Annotated in this window: 13 protein-coding genes; 9 read left to right on the top strand and 4 right to left on the bottom strand. The window is 71.5% G+C overall.

What is annotated here, in order from left to right:
* Nucleotides 1–109 precede the first annotated feature (109 nt).
* A complete protein-coding gene (locus ACFYOH_RS20140) occupies nt 110–616 on the top strand; it encodes a MarR family winged helix-turn-helix transcriptional regulator (RefSeq protein ID WP_388627280.1) in 507 nt (168 codons plus the stop codon).
* On the opposite strand, the gene ACFYOH_RS20135 is transcribed toward ACFYOH_RS20140, so the two are convergent.
* Nucleotides 570–2159: a glycosyltransferase family 39 protein gene (locus ACFYOH_RS20135; protein ID WP_388627278.1), complete on the bottom strand. Its 1590-nt coding sequence runs from the start codon at nt 2157–2159 to the stop codon at nt 570–572. The two genes, ACFYOH_RS20140 and ACFYOH_RS20135, sit on opposite strands and share 47 nt — an antisense overlap.
* A 181-nt stretch (nt 2160–2340) precedes the next feature.
* Here ACFYOH_RS20135 and ACFYOH_RS20130 point away from each other — a divergent pair, with 181 nt between their 5' ends.
* The 4 genes from ACFYOH_RS20130 to ACFYOH_RS20115 all read left to right on the top strand — a co-directional run bounded on the left by ACFYOH_RS20130 (nt 2341) and on the right by ACFYOH_RS20115 (nt 7360).
* Nucleotides 2341–3609, top strand: coding sequence for a glycosyltransferase family 87 protein (locus tag ACFYOH_RS20130; RefSeq protein WP_388627276.1), 1269 nt, complete (start codon nt 2341–2343; stop codon nt 3607–3609).
* 44 nt (nt 3610–3653) lie between these two features.
* Entirely contained in the window at nt 3654–5306 is a 1653-nt protein-coding gene (locus tag ACFYOH_RS20125; protein WP_388627274.1) for a glycosyltransferase family 2 protein, read from the top strand.
* A 119-nt stretch (nt 5307–5425) separates the two neighbouring features.
* Nucleotides 5426–6406, top strand: a complete 981-nt coding sequence (galE, locus tag ACFYOH_RS20120) for a UDP-glucose 4-epimerase GalE (RefSeq protein ID WP_388627272.1) — start codon at nt 5426–5428, stop codon at nt 6404–6406.
* A 9-nt stretch (nt 6407–6415) separates the two neighbouring features.
* Complete coding sequence (locus tag ACFYOH_RS20115; protein ID WP_388627270.1) at nt 6416–7360, top strand: ADP-ribosylglycohydrolase family protein; 945 nt, start codon at nt 6416–6418, stop codon at nt 7358–7360.
* Between the two features lie 20 nt (nt 7361–7380).
* On the opposite strand, the gene ACFYOH_RS20110 is transcribed toward ACFYOH_RS20115, so the two are convergent.
* Entirely contained in the window at nt 7381–8007 is a 627-nt protein-coding gene (locus ACFYOH_RS20110; protein WP_388627268.1) for a TetR/AcrR family transcriptional regulator, read from the bottom strand.
* Nucleotides 8008–8209: 202 nt separating this feature from the next.
* Here ACFYOH_RS20110 and ACFYOH_RS20105 point away from each other — a divergent pair, with 202 nt between their 5' ends.
* The 4 genes from ACFYOH_RS20105 (at nt 8210) to ACFYOH_RS20090 (ending at nt 14043) form a co-directional block, all read left to right on the top strand.
* Nucleotides 8210–9124 (top strand): ABC transporter permease, encoded by a 915-nt coding sequence (locus ACFYOH_RS20105; RefSeq protein WP_388627731.1) that lies wholly within the window; start codon nt 8210–8212, stop codon nt 9122–9124.
* A gap of 64 nt (nt 9125–9188) precedes the next feature.
* Nucleotides 9189–10025, top strand: coding sequence for an ABC transporter ATP-binding protein (locus tag ACFYOH_RS20100; protein ID WP_388627729.1), 837 nt, complete (start codon nt 9189–9191; stop codon nt 10023–10025).
* A gap of 149 nt (nt 10026–10174) precedes the next feature.
* A complete protein-coding gene (locus ACFYOH_RS20095) occupies nt 10175–12382 on the top strand; it encodes a CDP-glycerol glycerophosphotransferase family protein (protein WP_388627266.1) in 2208 nt (735 codons plus the stop codon).
* Nucleotides 12379–14043 (top strand): glycosyltransferase family 2 protein, encoded by a 1665-nt coding sequence (locus ACFYOH_RS20090; protein ID WP_388627264.1) that lies wholly within the window; start codon nt 12379–12381, stop codon nt 14041–14043. Before ACFYOH_RS20095 ends, ACFYOH_RS20090 begins: the two co-directional genes overlap by 4 nt.
* 120 nt (nt 14044–14163) lie before the next feature.
* Here the strand turns inward: ACFYOH_RS20090 and ACFYOH_RS20085 are convergent, their stop codons facing one another.
* A complete protein-coding gene (locus ACFYOH_RS20085; protein ID WP_388627262.1) occupies nt 14164–15675 on the bottom strand; it encodes a hypothetical protein in 1512 nt (503 codons plus the stop codon).
* Entirely contained in the window at nt 15656–16144 is a 489-nt protein-coding gene (locus ACFYOH_RS20080) for a GtrA family protein (RefSeq protein ID WP_388627260.1), read from the bottom strand. The genes ACFYOH_RS20085 and ACFYOH_RS20080 overlap by 20 nt, the downstream gene beginning before the upstream one ends.
* Nucleotides 16145–16276 lie beyond the last annotated feature (132 nt).

The raw sequence follows: 16276 nt of genomic DNA, 5'->3' as shown, positions 1-16276 counted from the left end.
GGTGTCCGTCGCGAGGTTGTCGCGTGGTTGTCGCTTGGTTGCGAGTCCGAGTAGAGCACACAATTAAGTTGTGCACAACTAAATTGGCCGCAAGAGCTATCCTGGACCCATGACCACCTCGCCGGCCTTCCCCCCCGAAGCCGACTGGCTCCGCCTGGACCGCCAGATCTGCTTCTCCCTGCACGCCGCGTCCCGCGCCTTCAACGGCGTCTACCGGGTGATCCTCAAGGACCTCGGGCTCACCTATCCGCAGTACCTGGTCATGCTGGTGCTCTGGGAGCAGGGCGACCTGCCCGTCAAGAAGCTCGGCGAGCATCTGCGGCTCGACTCCGGCACGCTCTCCCCGCTGGTCAAGCGGCTGGAGGGGGCCGGTCTGGTGCGCCGGGAGCGCAGCGCCGAGGACGAGCGCTCGGTGCGGGTCCGGCTCACCGAGGAGGGCGCGGCGCTGCGCGAGCGGGCCCTGGAGGTGCCGCGCCGCATCGCCCGGGCGACCGGCTTCGAGCTGGCGGAGATCGTCGAGCTGCGCGAACGCCTCGACCGGCTCACGACCGCGCTGGACGCGGCGGCCCTCACAGCGGCGGCCGAGGAGACCCGGCCCGCGCCGACGGGGGCTTGACCGGGTCACGGGACTTCCCGGCGTCACGGACGTACAGCCGTACGGCCATCCCGCCCCGCCGGACCTCCTCCCACGCGGTGAAGTCCCGCCCCAGTACGGCGAGCTTGGCCCGCTCGGTGGGCCTGCGCGGGCTCCAGCGCCCGGCGAGCAGAGCCGGGTCCGCCACGACCCACACCCGCTCCAGCCGTTCCATCCGCCACCGCATCCGACGAGGCCCGGCCTCCCGCCCGTAGAGCGTCCCCGACCCGGCGGCCCCCTCCACCAGGGCCACATCCCGAGCCTCCCGGAACGCGCCCGGATAGGTCAGCGCCACGTTCCGCGCACTCGCCGGCAGGTACAGCACGGCGTCCCCGGGCGCCAACTCCCGTGCCACGACCCGTGAAACGGCCGCGAGATCGTCGGGCCGGGTGCCCGGGCTGCGGTCCGCGCGGAGGAGGGGGAGCTGATGGAGAAAGGCGAGCGCGATCGCCAGGACACCGATGAGGGTGACGATGGGGATGTGCCGGGGAAACCGCGCCACCCTGCGGCGCCGCAGCAGAGGGCGCTTCAGAGGGCGACCCACCACCCCCGCCACCCGTTCGGCCCCCGCCGCCACCAGCAACGGCGCCCCGCTCAGCGCGTACAGCACATACCGGTCGACGAACAGCGGCGAGGCCTGGGAGGCCAGCATCAGCACCACGGGCGGCACCACCGTCAACGGCAAGGCCACCCCCGCAAGAGTGATCTCGCCCCGCCGCCCCACAAGTCCCGCCGACCCGAGCAACGCAAGGCCCAGACACACCGCGTACACCGCGCCCGAAGGCCCGAGAAACGCCCGCAACAGCCCTTCCGCCGTCACCGCCGTAGGCCTCCGCAGCCACGCCACCTGCGCCGCCTGCCCCCGCGACACAAGAACCATCGGCACCAGCGACACCGCGACCCCGCCCGCCGCACACCCCCACGCCCGCAACACCCGCCCCCCGACCCGGCCCAGCGCCAGTGACACAGCGTGGGCGCACAGCAGCAGCACCGCGAACTCGTGCAGCCAGCAGGTGAGTGCGAGGACGGCGCCGTACGCGGCCCAGGAACCCGTGGAACCGTGCTGCACGGCGCGGACGAACAGCAGCGTCGCCCCGGTGGCCCCGGCGGCGACCAGGGCGTAGCTGCGGCCCTCCTGCGCGTAGTGGCCGGTCATCGGCACGACGGCGTACAGCAGCCCGGCCCACAGTCCGACGCGCGGCCGGGCCAGCCGGGTGCCGAGTGCGGCCACCAGCGCGGCCGTCACCGCCGCCGCGCACACCGACGGCAGCCGCAGCACGACCTCGCCGGGGTGAACGGTGAGCACGGCGTGCACAAGGAGGTAGTACAGCCCGTGCACGGCGTCCACATCGTGCAGCAGCAGCCAGATCTGCGGCACCGTACGCCGGCCGACCTGGAAGCTGACCGCCTCGTCGCGCCACATCCCGCCCCGGTCCAGCCCCCAGAGCCCGACCGCGAGCATGACCAGCGCGGGCACCCCCACGGCGGTGCGGCGGCCGAGCCGGGCGCGGTGGCCGCGGGGCACGCGCGCCGCCCCGCCCACCGGCGCGACGACCGCCGTCGCAGCCGTCCTGCGCGACTGCGGTTTCACAAGAAGCCCGACGTTCACCACGGTCCGCCCGATCTTTTGCGATGAGCCAGCCTTTTCCGGTCATGACGGCGTATCGGCGGAGATACTCCATTCGCGGCGCTTAGGCTCCCATGCGATGAACCGTCTCCGTGTCAACTCCCGTTCGGCGCTCGGCGTCACTGCCCTCTGGCTGGCGAGCCGCGCCCTGATGCTGTGGCTGCTCGCACACGACGACACCCCGCTGCTCGGCGGGGGCACGGTGTCCCGTGAGGTGTCGCGGCTGTACGTCGAGTGGTACGGCGTCCTCGCGCACGGCGCGTTCCCGACGCACGACGTGCTGTGGCAGTACCCGCCGGGCGCCGGCGTGCTGCTGCTGGCGCCGCGCCTGCTGCCGTGGCTGCCGTACTTCCAGGCTTTCGTCGTGCTCACGCTGGCCATGGACGCGCTGGTCACGGCGGCGCTGACCCACGCGGGCGGACGTCCCGGGCACAGCCTGCTCGGCGCGGCGCTGTGGACGGGCGGGCTGCCGCTGCTGCTGCACCTCCCGCTCGCCCGGTACGACGTCCAGGTCACCGCCCTCGCGGTGCTCTCCCTGCTGATGCTGAAGCGCTCCACGCGCGCGTGCGGGGTGCTCGGGGCGCTGGGAGCGCTGGTGAAGGTGTGGCCGGCGCTGGTGCTGCTGGGCACGCCCCGGGGTCCGGCGTCACGCCGGGCGTGGGGATGGGCGGCGGCCGCCGGAACCGCCTCCCTCGGAGCACTCGCCGTGCTGTTCGACCACCCCTTGTCCTTTCTGCAGGGGCAGGGCGGGCGGGGCGTGCAGATCGAGTCGCTCGGCGGTACGGTGCTGAACCTGGCGCGGCACGCCGGCTGGCCGGGCCGGGCGCGCTACCAGTACGGCGCCACCGAGCTGGTCGGCCCGCACGTGTACGCCGTCGCCACCCTCTCCCTGACGCTGACGTCGGTCTCCCTCACGCTGCTGGTGCTGTGGCGGTTGCAGGCGCAGCGCTGGAGCGAGGCCACGCCGTACGACGCGGCGCTGAGCGCGGTGCTGCTGTTCACGGTCACCAGCCGGGTGATCAGCCCCCAGTACATGGTCTGGCTGCTCGGTCTCGCCGCGGTGTGCCTGACCTCGCGGCACACCAGCCAGCGGCCGGTGGCGGCGCTGGTCCTCGCGGCGGCCGCGCTGAGCACCCTGGTGTTCCCGATGCACTACGCCGAGGTGGTCAACGGCACCTGGGCGGGCTGTCTGCTGATGCTGGCCCGCAACGGCATCCTGGCGGCCGCGGCCGTACTCTCGTTCATGCGGCTGTGGCGATCGACGGGTCCGGATGAAAAGACCGTGCAAACAACGGAACCCCGAGCCGGTTCCGACCGTCTTCCGGACCGCGCGCTAAGTCTTTCTTAACGCCTTATTACCGAAGAATCCTACGCTCCCGCCCTGTGGACCCGATGCGATCAGACCCGACCGACACATCCGATACAGCTGGTACCGCCGAGTCGCCGCGCCCAGCGCAGGTCGGTGTCGTCGTCATCGGCTACAACGACAGTACCCATGTGGGTGATGCCGTGCGCTCGGCGCTCGCCCAGGGGCCGGCGGTCGCCGAGGTCGTCGCCGTGGACGACTGCTCCACGGACGGCAGCGCCGAGCTGCTCGACCGGCTGGCCGCCGACGAGCCCAGGCTGCGGGTGGTGCGCCGGGATGTGAACAGCGGTGGCTGCGGCAGCCCGCGCAACGCCGGGATCGACGCGGTGACCACACCGTACGTGATGTTCCTGGACAGCGACGACGTGCTGCCGCCCGGCGCGGTGGACGCGCTGCTGGCGGCGGCCACCGGGGCGCACGCCGAGGTCACGAGCGGGCTGTGCGTGCGCCGGGAGCTGCCGTCGGAGCGCGAACAACCCTGGCAGGCGCCCCTCTACACGGCGCACACCGTGCTCGCGCGCCCCTCGCAGCGGCCGCGCCTGGTCCACGACACGCTGTGCGTCAACAAGCTGTACCGCACCGACTTCCTGCGCGAGCATGACATCCGCTTCCCCGAGGGCCGCTTCCTCTACGAGGACATCGTCTTCACCGCGCGCGTGCTGGCCGCCGGCCCGCGCCTCGCGCTCATACCGGACCTCGTGTACGTGTGGCATGTGCGCCGTGCCGCCGAGCAGCTGTCGCTCTCGCTGGACCGGGAGCACATCGACAACTGGAAGGCGCGCGTGACGGCGTGCGCGCTGGCGTACGAGATCCTGCTGAGCGCCGGGCAGAAGGAGCTGGCGCGGGCGGCGCGGGCCAAGTTCCTCGACCACGAGGTGCGTATGTACGCGCGTGAGCTGGGGTTGCGTGACGCGGACTACCGGCGCGCGTGGTGGGAGCACACCCGGGAGTACCTCGCGGGCTATGACGCCGCCGACTGGGAGCTGAACCCGGGCGCTCCGGGCCGGCTGCTCGCGCGGGTCGTCCTGGAGTCGCCCGAGCCCCGCGACCTGCCCCGGCTGCGCGAGCTGGCCGCCCGGCCGGCGCGCCTGCTGCCGCCCTACGCCCGCACGGCCGACGGCGTCCCGATCTGGTCCGCCGACCTCCCCCAGGTCACCCTGACCCCGCTCCTGACCCGCCCCACCGGCATCCTCCCGCTCGCGATCGACGCGGAACTGCAGGCACGCGCGCGTACCTCGCTGCTCCGGCTGCGACTGCACGAGCTGTACGGCAGGGTGGCCGAGGCGGGCCCACGCGAGATGGACGTGGAGTGGCACTCCCGCGACGACGACCGCACACACGGGCGCATGACGGTTCCGCTCGTGCCTTCCGGGGCGGAGACAGGCCCGGACAGCTGGTGGTCGGCCGAGTTGCCCGTCGACCTGGCCGGGCTCGGTGCGGGTACCTGGGATCTGCGGCTGACCGTGCGCTTCGCCGACGGCGCAGAGCGCGAAGTGACGGCGCACGCCCTGGCGGGCGCCGGACGGCTCGGCCGACGCGCCGTCCCGAGCGCCCGGCACGTCGTGCTCCTGGTGCAGCCGTACGCCACGCACTCCGGCGCGCTGGCCGTGCGCATGGCGACCGGCGTGCGCGGGGTGTGGCAGGTGGCGCGCAGCCGACTCCGCCGCCTGCTTCACTGACACCCAGCGCTTCACCGGGACACCCGCTGATCCGGCGGGACGCCCACTGCTTCACTGAGAGAGACGCCCGCTGCTCCACCGAGCAGCTGAACGGGCCAACTGACGAGGAGACGGCCGCAATGACCTGGCTGATCACCGGCGGTGCCGGATACATCGGGGCACATGTCGTACGGGCGATGACCGAGGCGGGCGAGCGCACGGTCGTCTACGACGATCTGTCCACCGGCGTCGCCGAGCGCGTGCCGGCCGGGGTCCCCCTGGTGCGGGGCTCGGTCCTGGACGCCGAGCGGGTCGCCCGCACGCTCGCCGAGCACGAGATCACCGGGGTCGTGCACCTGGCGGCGAAGAAGCAGGTGGGCGAGTCGGTGGAGCGACCGCTGCACTACTACCGGGAGAACGTGGAGGGTCTGCGCACCCTCCTGGACGCGGTGACGAAGGCGGAGGTCCCGTCCTTCGTCTTCTCCTCCTCGGCCGCCGTCTACGGCATGCCGGACGTCGACCTGGTGACGGAGGAGACCCCCTGTCTGCCGCTGTCCCCCTACGGCGAGACGAAGCTGGCCGGCGAGTGGCTGGTCCGCGCGACGGGCAGGGCGACCGGCATGTCCACGGCGTCCCTGCGTTACTTCAACGTGGCGGGCGCGGCCGGCCCCGAACTCGCCGACACCGGTGTGTTCAACCTCATCCCGATGGTTTTCGAGAAGCTCACCGAGGGCGCGCCGCCGCGCATCTTCGGCGACGACTACCCGACGTCGGACGGCACCTGTGTGCGCGACTACATCCACGTGGTCGACCTGGCCGAGGCCCACGTCACCGTCGCCCGCGCCCTGGCCTCCTCCCCCGGCAGTGATCTGACCCTCAACATCGGTCGCGGCGAGGGGGTGTCGGTCCGCGAGATGATCGACCGCATCAACGCGGTCACCGGCTACGACCGCCCGCCGACCGTCACCCCGCGCCGCCCCGGCGACCCGGCACGCGTCGTCGCCTCGGCCAACCGCATCGGCACGGAACTGGGCTGGCAGGCCAAGTACGACGTCCAGGACATGATCACCTCGGCCTGGGAGGGCTGGGTGCACCACCACCCGGAGGCGGCGCGGTCGTAGGCTCCGCGGGTGAACGTTCCCGCAGGTCTCGAACGCGCGATCGGCGCCGTACTCGGCTCCGCCGTCGGGGACGCCCTCGGAGCGCCCTTCGAGTTCGGCCCCGAGGGCGCCTTCTCCGCCCGTTTCCCCCGCCCCGGACACGGCGGCGAGATGTGCGGAGGCGGGGGCTGGGAGCCCGGCGAGGCGACGGACGACACCCAGATGGCGGTCCTGGTCGCCGAGTCCCTGCTGGACCACGGCGGCCTGGACCTGCCCGATGTCTTCCGGCGCTTCCAGCGGTGGGCGGCGGCCGACCCGAAGGACATCGGCCTCCAGACGGAGGCGGTCCTGACCGGTGGCGACCCCTGGGACACGGCCGCCGCACTGCACTTCCAGGTGAACCAACGGGCCGCGGGCAACGGCGCGTTGATGCGGGCGGCCCCATCCGCGGTGCACTTCGCCCGCGAGGGCCGCGAGCCCACCATGGACGCCGCCCGCCGTCTCTCCGCGCTCACCCACGGCGACCGCGCGGCGTGGGAGGGCACGGCGGTGCTGCACGACCTGGTCCGCGTGGCCCTGGAGGGCCGGGACCCGCTCGGCGCCGTACCGGAAACCCTGGCCGCCCTCCACCCCGATCACCGGCGGCGATACTCGGTGGTCCTCTCCCCCGACTGGCACCCCGACCAGGCAACCGAGTTCAACGGCGCGGTGTGGCCCTGCCTGGGCTCGGCCGTATGGGCGCTGCGGACCACGACGTCGTACGAGGGAGCGGTCCGCGCGGCGATCGACCTCGGCGGGGACACGGACACGGTGGCGGCGGTCACCGGGGCGCTGGCGGGGGCTACGTACGGGGCCGGCGCCATACCGGAACGCTGGACCGAACTCCTGCACGTGCCGCTACCGGGATTCGCCGACCGCGTACTGCGCGCCCAGGACCTGGCCGAACTGGCCGAGCGGCTGGTCGTACCCGGGTAGCCGGGCAGGCGTGCCGCAGCTCACAACGCCTTGAGCGCCCCCGCCGTGGCCCGGGCCAGATGCTCCAGATAGCCCTTGGGCAGCTTCGGGGAGCGAATCACCACCGCGCGCCAGTACAACGGGCCGGAGATCAGGTCGAGCGCGAGGTCCGGATCGACGCCCGCGCGCACCTCCCCGCGCTCCTCCGCCGCCGCGACGATCTTGCTGGCCACGCCCTCCTGGCCGTCCCGCAGGGCCTTCTGGAAGGCGTCGGCGATGTCGGGATTGCGGGCCGCCTCCGCCTGCAGGTCGGGGATGATCTGCGAGGCGACCGGGTGGCGCAGGGCGCGGGACGTCACCTCGTAGAGGAGGCGGAGGTCGCCCTCCAGGGAGCCCGTGTCGGGGACCGGCAGGCCGAGCACCGCCATCGCCGAGACGACGTCCAGGACCAGGTGCAGCTTGGACCGCCACCGCCGGTACACCGCCGTCTTGCCGACGCCCGCGCGCCGCGCGATGCCCTCGATGGACATCCGCGCGTATCCGACCGCCGCGAGTTCCTCGAAGACCGCCGCCCGGATGGCCTCGGTCACATCCTCCCTGAGTACGGCGGCCCCGGCAGGGGTCCGCCGGCGCGCACGCGTCGAGGGCTCGTCGGCGTTCGTCGTCATGTCCCACAGCATATTGCCGTTACGACGAAACGGTTGCGTTCCGACGTCGATTCGTTCTACGCTCGCGATGCGACGATACGGTCCCGTCCCGACGTAAGAGAACGTGAAGAGAATCGTAAGGAAGCGTCGGACCTCGTGACCGTGCGCGCCCCGGCTGCCGGCCGGGCCGCGGCATCCCCTCCCCCGAGTGAAAGCAGCGGATGTGAGCCAGGTCCTCGACACACCGCCCCCCACCCAGGCCCCGGCCGACGACGACCTCGCGGCACTGGCCGCCCGCCACGGCCTGTCGGTCAGTGGCGCCCGCCCCAGCCTGCCGGAGTACGTCCGCCAGCTGTGGGCCCGGCGCCACTTCATCACCGCTTTCGCCACTGCCAAGCTCACCGCTCAGTACAGCGAGGCGAAACTCGGCCAGATCTGGCAGGTCATGACCCCGCTGCTGAACGCGGCGGTCTACTACTTCATCTTCGGTGTGCTGCTCGGCACGAAGCACGGGGTCCCGGACTACATCCCGTTCCTTGTCACCGGCGTGTTCGTCTGGACGTTCACGCAGAGCTCGATCCAGGTGGGCACCCGCGCGATCTCCGGCAACCTCGGCCTGGTGCGCGCGCTGCACTTCCCGCGCGCCGCCCTGCCGATCTCCTTCTGCATCCAGCAGCTCCAGCAGCTGCTGTTCTCGATGGCCGCGCTGGTCGTCATCCTGCTCAGCCTGGGCGTGCCGATCTCCGTCTCCTGGCTGCTGGTGATCCCCACGCTGGTCCTGCAGTTCGTGTTCAACGCGGGCATGGCGATGATCATGGCGCGGATGGGCGCGAAGACCCCGGACATCGCCCAGCTGATGCCGTTCGTGCTGCGCACCTGGATGTACGTGTCCGGCGTGATGTGGAGCATCGCCAAGCTCACCAAGAAGGACCACCTGCCGCACATCGTCACGGTTCTGCTGCAGACCAACCCGGCCGCGGTCTACATCGACCTCATGCGCTTCGCCCTGATCAAGAGCTTCCACGCCAAGCAGCTGCCCCCGCACGTGTGGCCGACGGCGATCGGCTGGGCGCTGGTCATCGGCGTCGGCGGCTTCATCTACTTCTGGAAGGCAGAGGAGAAGTACGGCCGTGGCTGAGCAGAATCCCGAGAACCCCGAGAACCCCGACGAGAAGGGCGAGGAGACTCCCGACGAGCGCATGATGCGGGAGAGGCTCGAGCGCCTCTCCCAGGCCGAGAGGATCCCCACCGTCGTCTGCGACGGCGTCGACATCGTCTACCGGGTCAACGGCACCGGCTCCGGCCGCGGCTCCGCCACCGCCGCCCTCAACCGCATCCTGCGCCGCAAGCAGGCGGAGAAGGCGGCCGGTGTGCGCCGGGTGCACGCGGTGAAGAACGTGTCGTTCGTCGCCTACAAGGGCGAGGCGATCGGCCTGATCGGCACCAACGGCTCCGGCAAGTCCACGCTGCTCAAGGCCGTCGCCGGCCTGCTGCCGGTGGAGAACGGCCACATCTACACCCATGGCCAGCCCTCCCTGCTCGGCGTCAACGCGGCCCTGATGAACGACCTGACCGGGGAGCGCAACGTCTACCTCGGCGGCCTGGCCATGGGCATGACTCGCGAGCAGATCAAGGAGCGCTACCAGGACATCGTCGACTTCTCCGGCATCAACGAGAAGGGCGACTTCATCACCCTCCCGATGCGCACGTACTCCTCCGGCATGGCCGCCCGGTTGCGCTTCTCCATCGCCGCCGCCAAGGACCATGACGTCCTGCTGATCGACGAGGCCCTGGCCACCGGCGACCGCAGGTTCCAGATGCGCTCCGAGGAACGGATCCGCGAGCTGCGCGCGACAGCGGGTACGGTCTTCCTGGTCAGCCACAACAACAAGTCGATCCGCGACACCTGCGAGCGGACCATCTGGCTGGAGCGCGGCGAGCTGCGCATGGACGGCCCCACCGAGGACGTCATGAAGGAGTACGAGGCCTTCACCGGTGACAAGAGCGACAAGAAGGCCGCTGGTAAGAAGGCAGCGTAGAAGTTGCCGGAAGTGAAACCCTAGGCTACGGAATACCCTCTTCCATACTGTCGTCCTCTTACCGTGAGCGCGGATATCCCTTTCATCCGCTTAGTGACAGTATGTTATGAAGGGCGGCCCCAGCCCACGAACCAAAGGAGTCCACTGCGATGCCCCAACTCAGCGTCATCGTCTACGGACCGAACGCACAGGGGCATCTGACAGAGTTGCTGGACTCCCTGGAAGCCCACCCCGTCCCCGCCGCCGAGGTCATCGTCGCCGCGGTCGGCGACTGGGCGCGGGAGACGGCCGAGAGCCACGCCCCCGAGACGGTGGTCGTACCGCTGCCGGAAGGCACCGGTGACGCGGCCGCCCGGGCCGCCGGCGCCGCCCGTGCGACCGGCCGCTGGCTGCACTTCGTCCACGCCAAGGACAGCCTGCCGGCGGGCGCCTCCCGGCTGATCGCCGAGCGCACCGCCGAGCTGGACGCCACCGACGGCGCCGGGGTGGACGTACTCGTCTTCGACCACCTCACCACCACCTGGCAGACCGCCGGCACCCCCTCCCGCGACGGCCGGCTCCTCGCCGCCGTCGGCCGCGAGAGCCTGCCCCTGGACGAGGCCGCCGACCTGTTGCGCCTCACCCCGCTGCTCGGCAACCGCGCCCTGCGCGCCGAGTTCTGGCGGGCACACGAGCAGCACCTCACCACCGACGACGAACCGCAGGCCGCCCACGCCGCCCTGCTGCACGCCGACCGGGTCGCCTGCCTGAACCAGGTGGCGTACGAGAACCGTGAACTGCGCCCCGAGAGCCTGCCGCCGCTCGCCCCCGAGGACCGGTTCGAGCTGATCGGCCGCTACGAGTCGCTGCTCGCCCTCGCCAAGGACCGCCGCGCCGCCCGCACGGTGCTCTACGACCTGATGATGCGCGACCTCGTGCGCACCTTCGCCGGCGAGAACCTGCCCGACGCGGTGGCCCGCGAGTTCTTCCGCCGCGCCTCCCTCGCCGCGGTCCGCTGGCGCCCCGAGAACCACGAACGCCCGGCGGGCGTGGAGGGCGTACGGCACGCCCTGCTGGAGGAGGGCGCGTACACCAAGTACCGCGCGTTCCAGGCCGCCAACCGCACCCGCCGCGCCGCCAAGAAGGCCGTACGGACCCGTAAGAAGCAGGTCGGCGCCAAGCTCCGCGACCAGCAGTACCACCGCGCCCTGGCCCGCCCGGTCGACCCGGACCTCGCCGTGTTCGCCGCCTACTGGGAGCGCGGAGTGGCCTGCAACCCGGCCGCGATCGCCGCCAAGCTCCGCGAACTCGCCCCGCACATCCACCCGGTGTGGGTGGTGTCGAAGAGCAACGAGGCCCTGCTGCCGCCCGGCACCGACCATGTGATCCCCGGCACCCGCCGCTACTGGGAGACCCTGGCCACCGCCAAGTACCTCGTCAACAACGTCAACTTCCCCAACGCGGTGGTCAAGCGCCCCGACGCGATCCACCTCCAGACCCACCACGGCACCCCGCTCAAGCGCATGGGCCTGGACCAGATGGAACACCCGGCCGCCGCCAAGGGCCTGGACTTCGACGCCCTGCTGGCCCGCATCGACAAGTGGGACTACAGCGTCAGCGCCAACAGCCACTCCACCCGCATGTGGGAGCGTGCCTACCCGGCGCGCTACACCTCGCTGGACTACGGCTACCCGCGCAACGACGTCTTCTACTCGGCCACGGCCGCCGATGTCCGCGCCGCCCGCGAACGCCTCGGCATCCCGCGCGGCAAGACGGCCGTCCTCTACGCGCCCACGCACCGCGACTACGAGGCCGGCTTCACCCCGCGCCTGGACCTCGCGGCCCTCGCCGACCGCCTCGGCGAGGACACCGTGCTCCTGGTCCGCGCCCACTACTTCTACGGCGGCGCCGCCTCCCCGCTGACCGGTCTGCGCCGCTCCGGCCGGATCATCGACGTCTCCTCCTACGACCCCGTCGAGGAGCTGTGCCTGGCCGCCGACGCGCTGGTCACGGACTACTCGTCGATCATGTTCGACTACGCCAACCTCGACCGGCCGATCGTCGTCTACGCCGACGACTGGGAGACCTACCGGACCACCCGCGGCGTCTACTTCGACCTGATGGCGGAACACCCCGGCCAGGTCGCCCGCACCCAGGAGGAGCTGACGGAGATCTTCGTCTCCGGCGCCTGGCGCGACGAGAGCGCGGCGAAGGCGCGGGCCGCCTTCCGGCGCCGGTTCTGCGAGTACGACGACGGCCGCGCCGCCGAACGGGTCGTACGACGGGTGTTCCTGGGCGAACCGGAGGAGTCACTGCCACCGGTGATCCCGCTGGAGGAACGCACCCCCGCCCCGACCCCCGAGGAGGCCTCGGCATGACGACCCCCGACGTGACGGTGACGGTCATCGTCTACAACGACGCCGCCCGCCTGCCCCGGGCAGTCGCCTCGCTGCGCGCGCAGACGCACGCGAACATCGAGATCATCATCAGCGACGACCACTCCACCGACGACACGCCGACCGTGGCGCGCCGGCTGGAGGCCCAGGACGACCGCATCCGCTACCTCCGCCTGCCGGAGAACAGCGGCGGGTGCAGCGCCCCGCGCAACCGGGCCGTCGAGATCGCCCGGGCGCCGTATCTGATGTTCCTCGACAGCGACGACGAACTTCCGCCGCGTGCGGTCGAGTTGCTGCTCGCCGCGCACCGCGAGCGCGAGGTGGACTTCACCATGGGCGCGGTGCGCCGGGTGCGGGTGGACAACGGCCGCCGTACGACGTGGATGCCGCACCTGGTCGCCGAGCGCCGCACGGTGGAGGGCATCGAGGCCGACCCGCGGCTGCTGTTCGAGCACCTGTCGACGAGCAAGATGTACGCGCGTTCCTTCCTGGACCGGCACGAGTTGCGCTTCCCGGAGGGCATCCACTACGAGGACCAGCTGTTCTCGGCGCAGGCGTACTGCCTGGCGAAGGCGTTCACGATCATTCCGGACCCGGTGTACGTCTGGTACATCGACCCGTTCGCGGCGGCGGCGACCGCCTCGATCTCGAACCAGCGGCACAAGGTCACGAACGTCCGCGACCGCGTCCACGTCCAGCGCCTGATCGACGACTTCCTGGTGGAGAGCGGTCACGCCGGGCTGCGCGAGGACAAGGACTTCAAGTTCCTCAAGCACGACTTCCGGATGTACGCGGGCGACCTGCCCTACCGGGACGAGGAGTGGCTGGCCGCCTTCGCCGACATCATGAACCCGTACCTGGAGACGCTGTCCCCGGGTGCGTACACCCGCCTGCCCCGCCCCGAGCGGGTGGTGCTGGAGCTGCTGCGGGAAGGCCGCCTGGACGACGTACGGCTCGCGGCCCGCGGTCTCGGGCACGGGGTGGCGCCGCGGCAGGTCACGGCCGACGCGTCCGGTGTCCCGTACTGGGGCGACAGCGTGCCCTCCTCCGACCGCGCCCGGCGCGAACTGGAGGTTTCGGACCTGGAGTTGGACACGCGGCCGTTCCCGAGCGCGCAGTTCCGGCACGAGATCACGGAGCTGACCCCCGGCGCCGGTGCTTCGCTCACCCTGGCCATTCGCACGTACGACCCGGGTCTGCGCCTGCCGGTCGGTCCGCAGCGAGCCGGTCTGGTCCTCTCCCCCGGCAACCGCCGCATGACGGTGCCCTTCCGCCTCGACCCGGTCCGCCCCGGTGTCTTCGAGGGCACGGTGCACCTGGACCTGACCGAGGCTCCGCTCCCCCTGCAGGGCTTCTCCGGGGTACGTCACCCTCTGGTGCGCCTGCACCAGCAGGGCCTGGCCAACTCCGGCCTCCTGCTGGCGCCGCTCTTCTTCCCCACCCTCACGGCCCGCATCGAGTACCGCTCCGGTGCGACCCCGCACGAGCTCACCATCGAACCGGAGGGCCGCAACCCCGGCCGCCTGCAGCTCCGCTGGCGGCCGGTGGGAGTCACGGCACGTGTCATCCGCCCGGTCGTCCAGAAGGTGGCCCGGCCGAAGATCCGCAAGGCGGCGAAGCTGCTGTCCAGCGTGCTGAGGTAGGACGGCCGGTCCCGAAGCGCCGCTGTACCGAGGGCGCGTGGGCGACTGCGGGTCGGTTGTGGCTGATCGCGCAGTTCCCCGCGCCCCTCGGGGCGCGGGGACGGCACGGGTGGGCGCAGCTCAGGGCACCACTCGGTACAGGACCTGTCCGGCCGGACCCGCGGTCACCCTCCGGAGCCCCGGCCCCGCCAGGCTCTTCCCACCCACGACCCACTTCACGCCGTACTCCCGCAGAATCCCGGCCCGCTCAGCAGCGGAGGTCCCCGCGGCGAAGTACCGGCCCACCGCCGCCTCCCGCCGCGCGGCGTCCTTCAGGAACACATCCGGATACCCCGGCGCCACGGTGTACGGCCCATACGCGGGGATCTGCCGCGCCGGAGTCGTCCGGGCCATCACCACGTCCCCGTACTTCACCCACGGCGTGATCCAGTGGTACCCCACCCACGGCGTCCGGTACTTCGAGGCGACCACGGACGGCAGAGCAGCACGCCCCGTCACATACCCGAGCGTCCCCACCTGCGTCCACGCGCCGACGAGCAGGGCGGCACCCAACACGCATGCCCAGCCGACGCGCACCGCCCGGCGCCCGGCCGACACGGCCTCCAGCGCGGCCGCGAGCTGCGCCGGGATCAGCGCGGCGGGCAGGGCGCGGCCCCAGGAGTAGTGGCCGGACAGCCCGCCCGCGGCGAACACCAGCACGCCGAGGACGAAGAACAGGACCAGCGGATCCCAGCGGTCGCGGCGGAAGCGCAGCACCAGCGCCGCGACCCCGAGCAGCACCAGGCCGAACCGTGCGGCCAGGTCCTCGTACAGCGGCTCGTGGATGGCCTCCAGGTCCGCGCCGGCGGAGAAGAGGGAGAAGAAGTCGTAGTACGGCCACAGCCACAGCAGGAGCAGTCCCAGGGCGAGCGCGGCGGACAGTCGCAGCAGCACCGAGCGGCTCGGTCGCGCCGCGATCACCATCGCCAGGGCGCCCAGAGAGGCCACCACGCCGGTGAACTGGTGGCACAGCAGAATCAGTGCCCACAGCACACCGAGCCACAGCCACCTTCCCCACGCGGTCTCCTCCCGCGTCGCCCGCGTGACCCAGGCCCAGAAGTGGAAGGTGAGCCCGAGCGCGAAGCAACTGGGGTACGACACCGTCAGCGCAAGGGAGTTCAGGCCCAGGAAGCCGGACCAGTTGAACAGCACCGGGCCCCAGAGGAAGAGCAGGCCGAGCAGCGCCAGCGCGGGCGCCATGCCATGGGAGCTGAGCGTGCGGACGTACCGCCAGACGCCGGTGACGAGCAGGGTCAACCCGACGAGCGCCGCGAGCCGCAGGACCACGAACACCGAAAGGCCGGTCAGCTTGGCGACCACGCCCAGGACCAGCATCCACGGCGAGTAGTAGGGGCTCGGCGTGTCCGCGTCGACCAGCGGGTTGCCGGGATGGAACAGGTTGTGGCTCAGCCGCTGGACGGTGGCCGCGTGCATGCCGAGGTCGCCCGTCCAGGGCAGGCGGACGATCACCAGGAGCAGGAGGACGACGACGAGCGCGGCGGCGGCCCGCGGCAGGGCGCGGCCGGCCCACGCGGCGCTCGGCGGGGACGGTGTACGGCTCACCGGATCAGTATCAGGCGGTGCGGTGTGCATCCTGCTGGAACACCCAAGTGCGGTAGACGAGGAAACGGAAGGCGGAGGCGAGCACGATCGACAGAGCCTTCGCCGCATTCGATGCCAGCACGCTGTGCAGGCCGAAACCGTGGTAACCGACCCAGAACAGGCCGATTTCCATCACGACACCGAGGCCGCTGAAGACGAAGAACAGGGTGATCTGACTGCTCGTGCGCGAGGACCGGTCGCGATAGGCGAAATAGCGGAAGCCCAGGTAGTTGGTCGCCATGGCGATACAGCTGGCCAGGACGGTCGCGGTCATCGCCTGCCAACCCAGGCCGTGCAGCAGCAGGTTGAAGATCAGGAAATTGACGAGGACCCCACTGCCGCCGACGATCCCGAATTTCACGACCTCCAGCACGACCCGCTTGACGGGCCGCCGGGCCGGAGCCGGCGCGGGGGGCGCTGCCGGGCGGCTCCCGGTGATCTCGGTGAGTTGAACAGTCACAGCGCCGACCCTATCCGAAGGCCGTCGATTAGCAGGAAACGGTAAATTCGCTGATCGTTTTTGGCTAAGGGTCGGCAAGAAGCGGAACGCCCCGGTCCGGTCTGTCGTCGGCCCGGGGCGCTCTCACCGTCG

Source organism: Streptomyces sp. NPDC007856 (genome assembly GCF_042868225.1).
Lineage (GTDB): Bacteria > Actinomycetota > Actinomycetes > Streptomycetales > Streptomycetaceae > Streptomyces.
Note: the sequence above shows the minus strand (reverse complement) of the source record. Positions and strands in the feature narration are given on the sequence as shown.

Excerpts from the sequence above, each read along its gene's own strand:
- ACFYOH_RS20140 (WP_388627280.1), top strand. The coding sequence starts at position 110 with ATGACCACCTCGCCGGCCTTCCCCCCCGAAGCCGACTGGCTCCGCCTG.
- ACFYOH_RS20130 (WP_388627276.1), top strand. The coding sequence starts at position 2,341 with ATGAACCGTCTCCGTGTCAACTCCCGTTCGGCGCTCGGCGTCACTGCC.
- ACFYOH_RS20125 (WP_388627274.1), top strand. The coding sequence starts at position 3,654 with ATGCGATCAGACCCGACCGACACATCCGATACAGCTGGTACCGCCGAG.
- galE (WP_388627272.1), top strand. The coding sequence starts at position 5,426 with ATGACCTGGCTGATCACCGGCGGTGCCGGATACATCGGGGCACATGTC.
- ACFYOH_RS20110 (WP_388627268.1), bottom strand. The coding sequence starts at position 8,007 with ATGACGACGAACGCCGACGAGCCCTCGACGCGTGCGCGCCGGCGGACC.
- ACFYOH_RS20100 (WP_388627729.1), top strand. The coding sequence starts at position 9,189 with ATGCGGGAGAGGCTCGAGCGCCTCTCCCAGGCCGAGAGGATCCCCACC.
- ACFYOH_RS20095 (WP_388627266.1), top strand. The coding sequence starts at position 10,175 with ATGCCCCAACTCAGCGTCATCGTCTACGGACCGAACGCACAGGGGCAT.
- ACFYOH_RS20090 (WP_388627264.1), top strand. The coding sequence starts at position 12,379 with ATGACGACCCCCGACGTGACGGTGACGGTCATCGTCTACAACGACGCC.
- ACFYOH_RS20085 (WP_388627262.1), bottom strand. The coding sequence starts at position 15,675 with ATGCACACCGCACCGCCTGATACTGATCCGGTGAGCCGTACACCGTCC.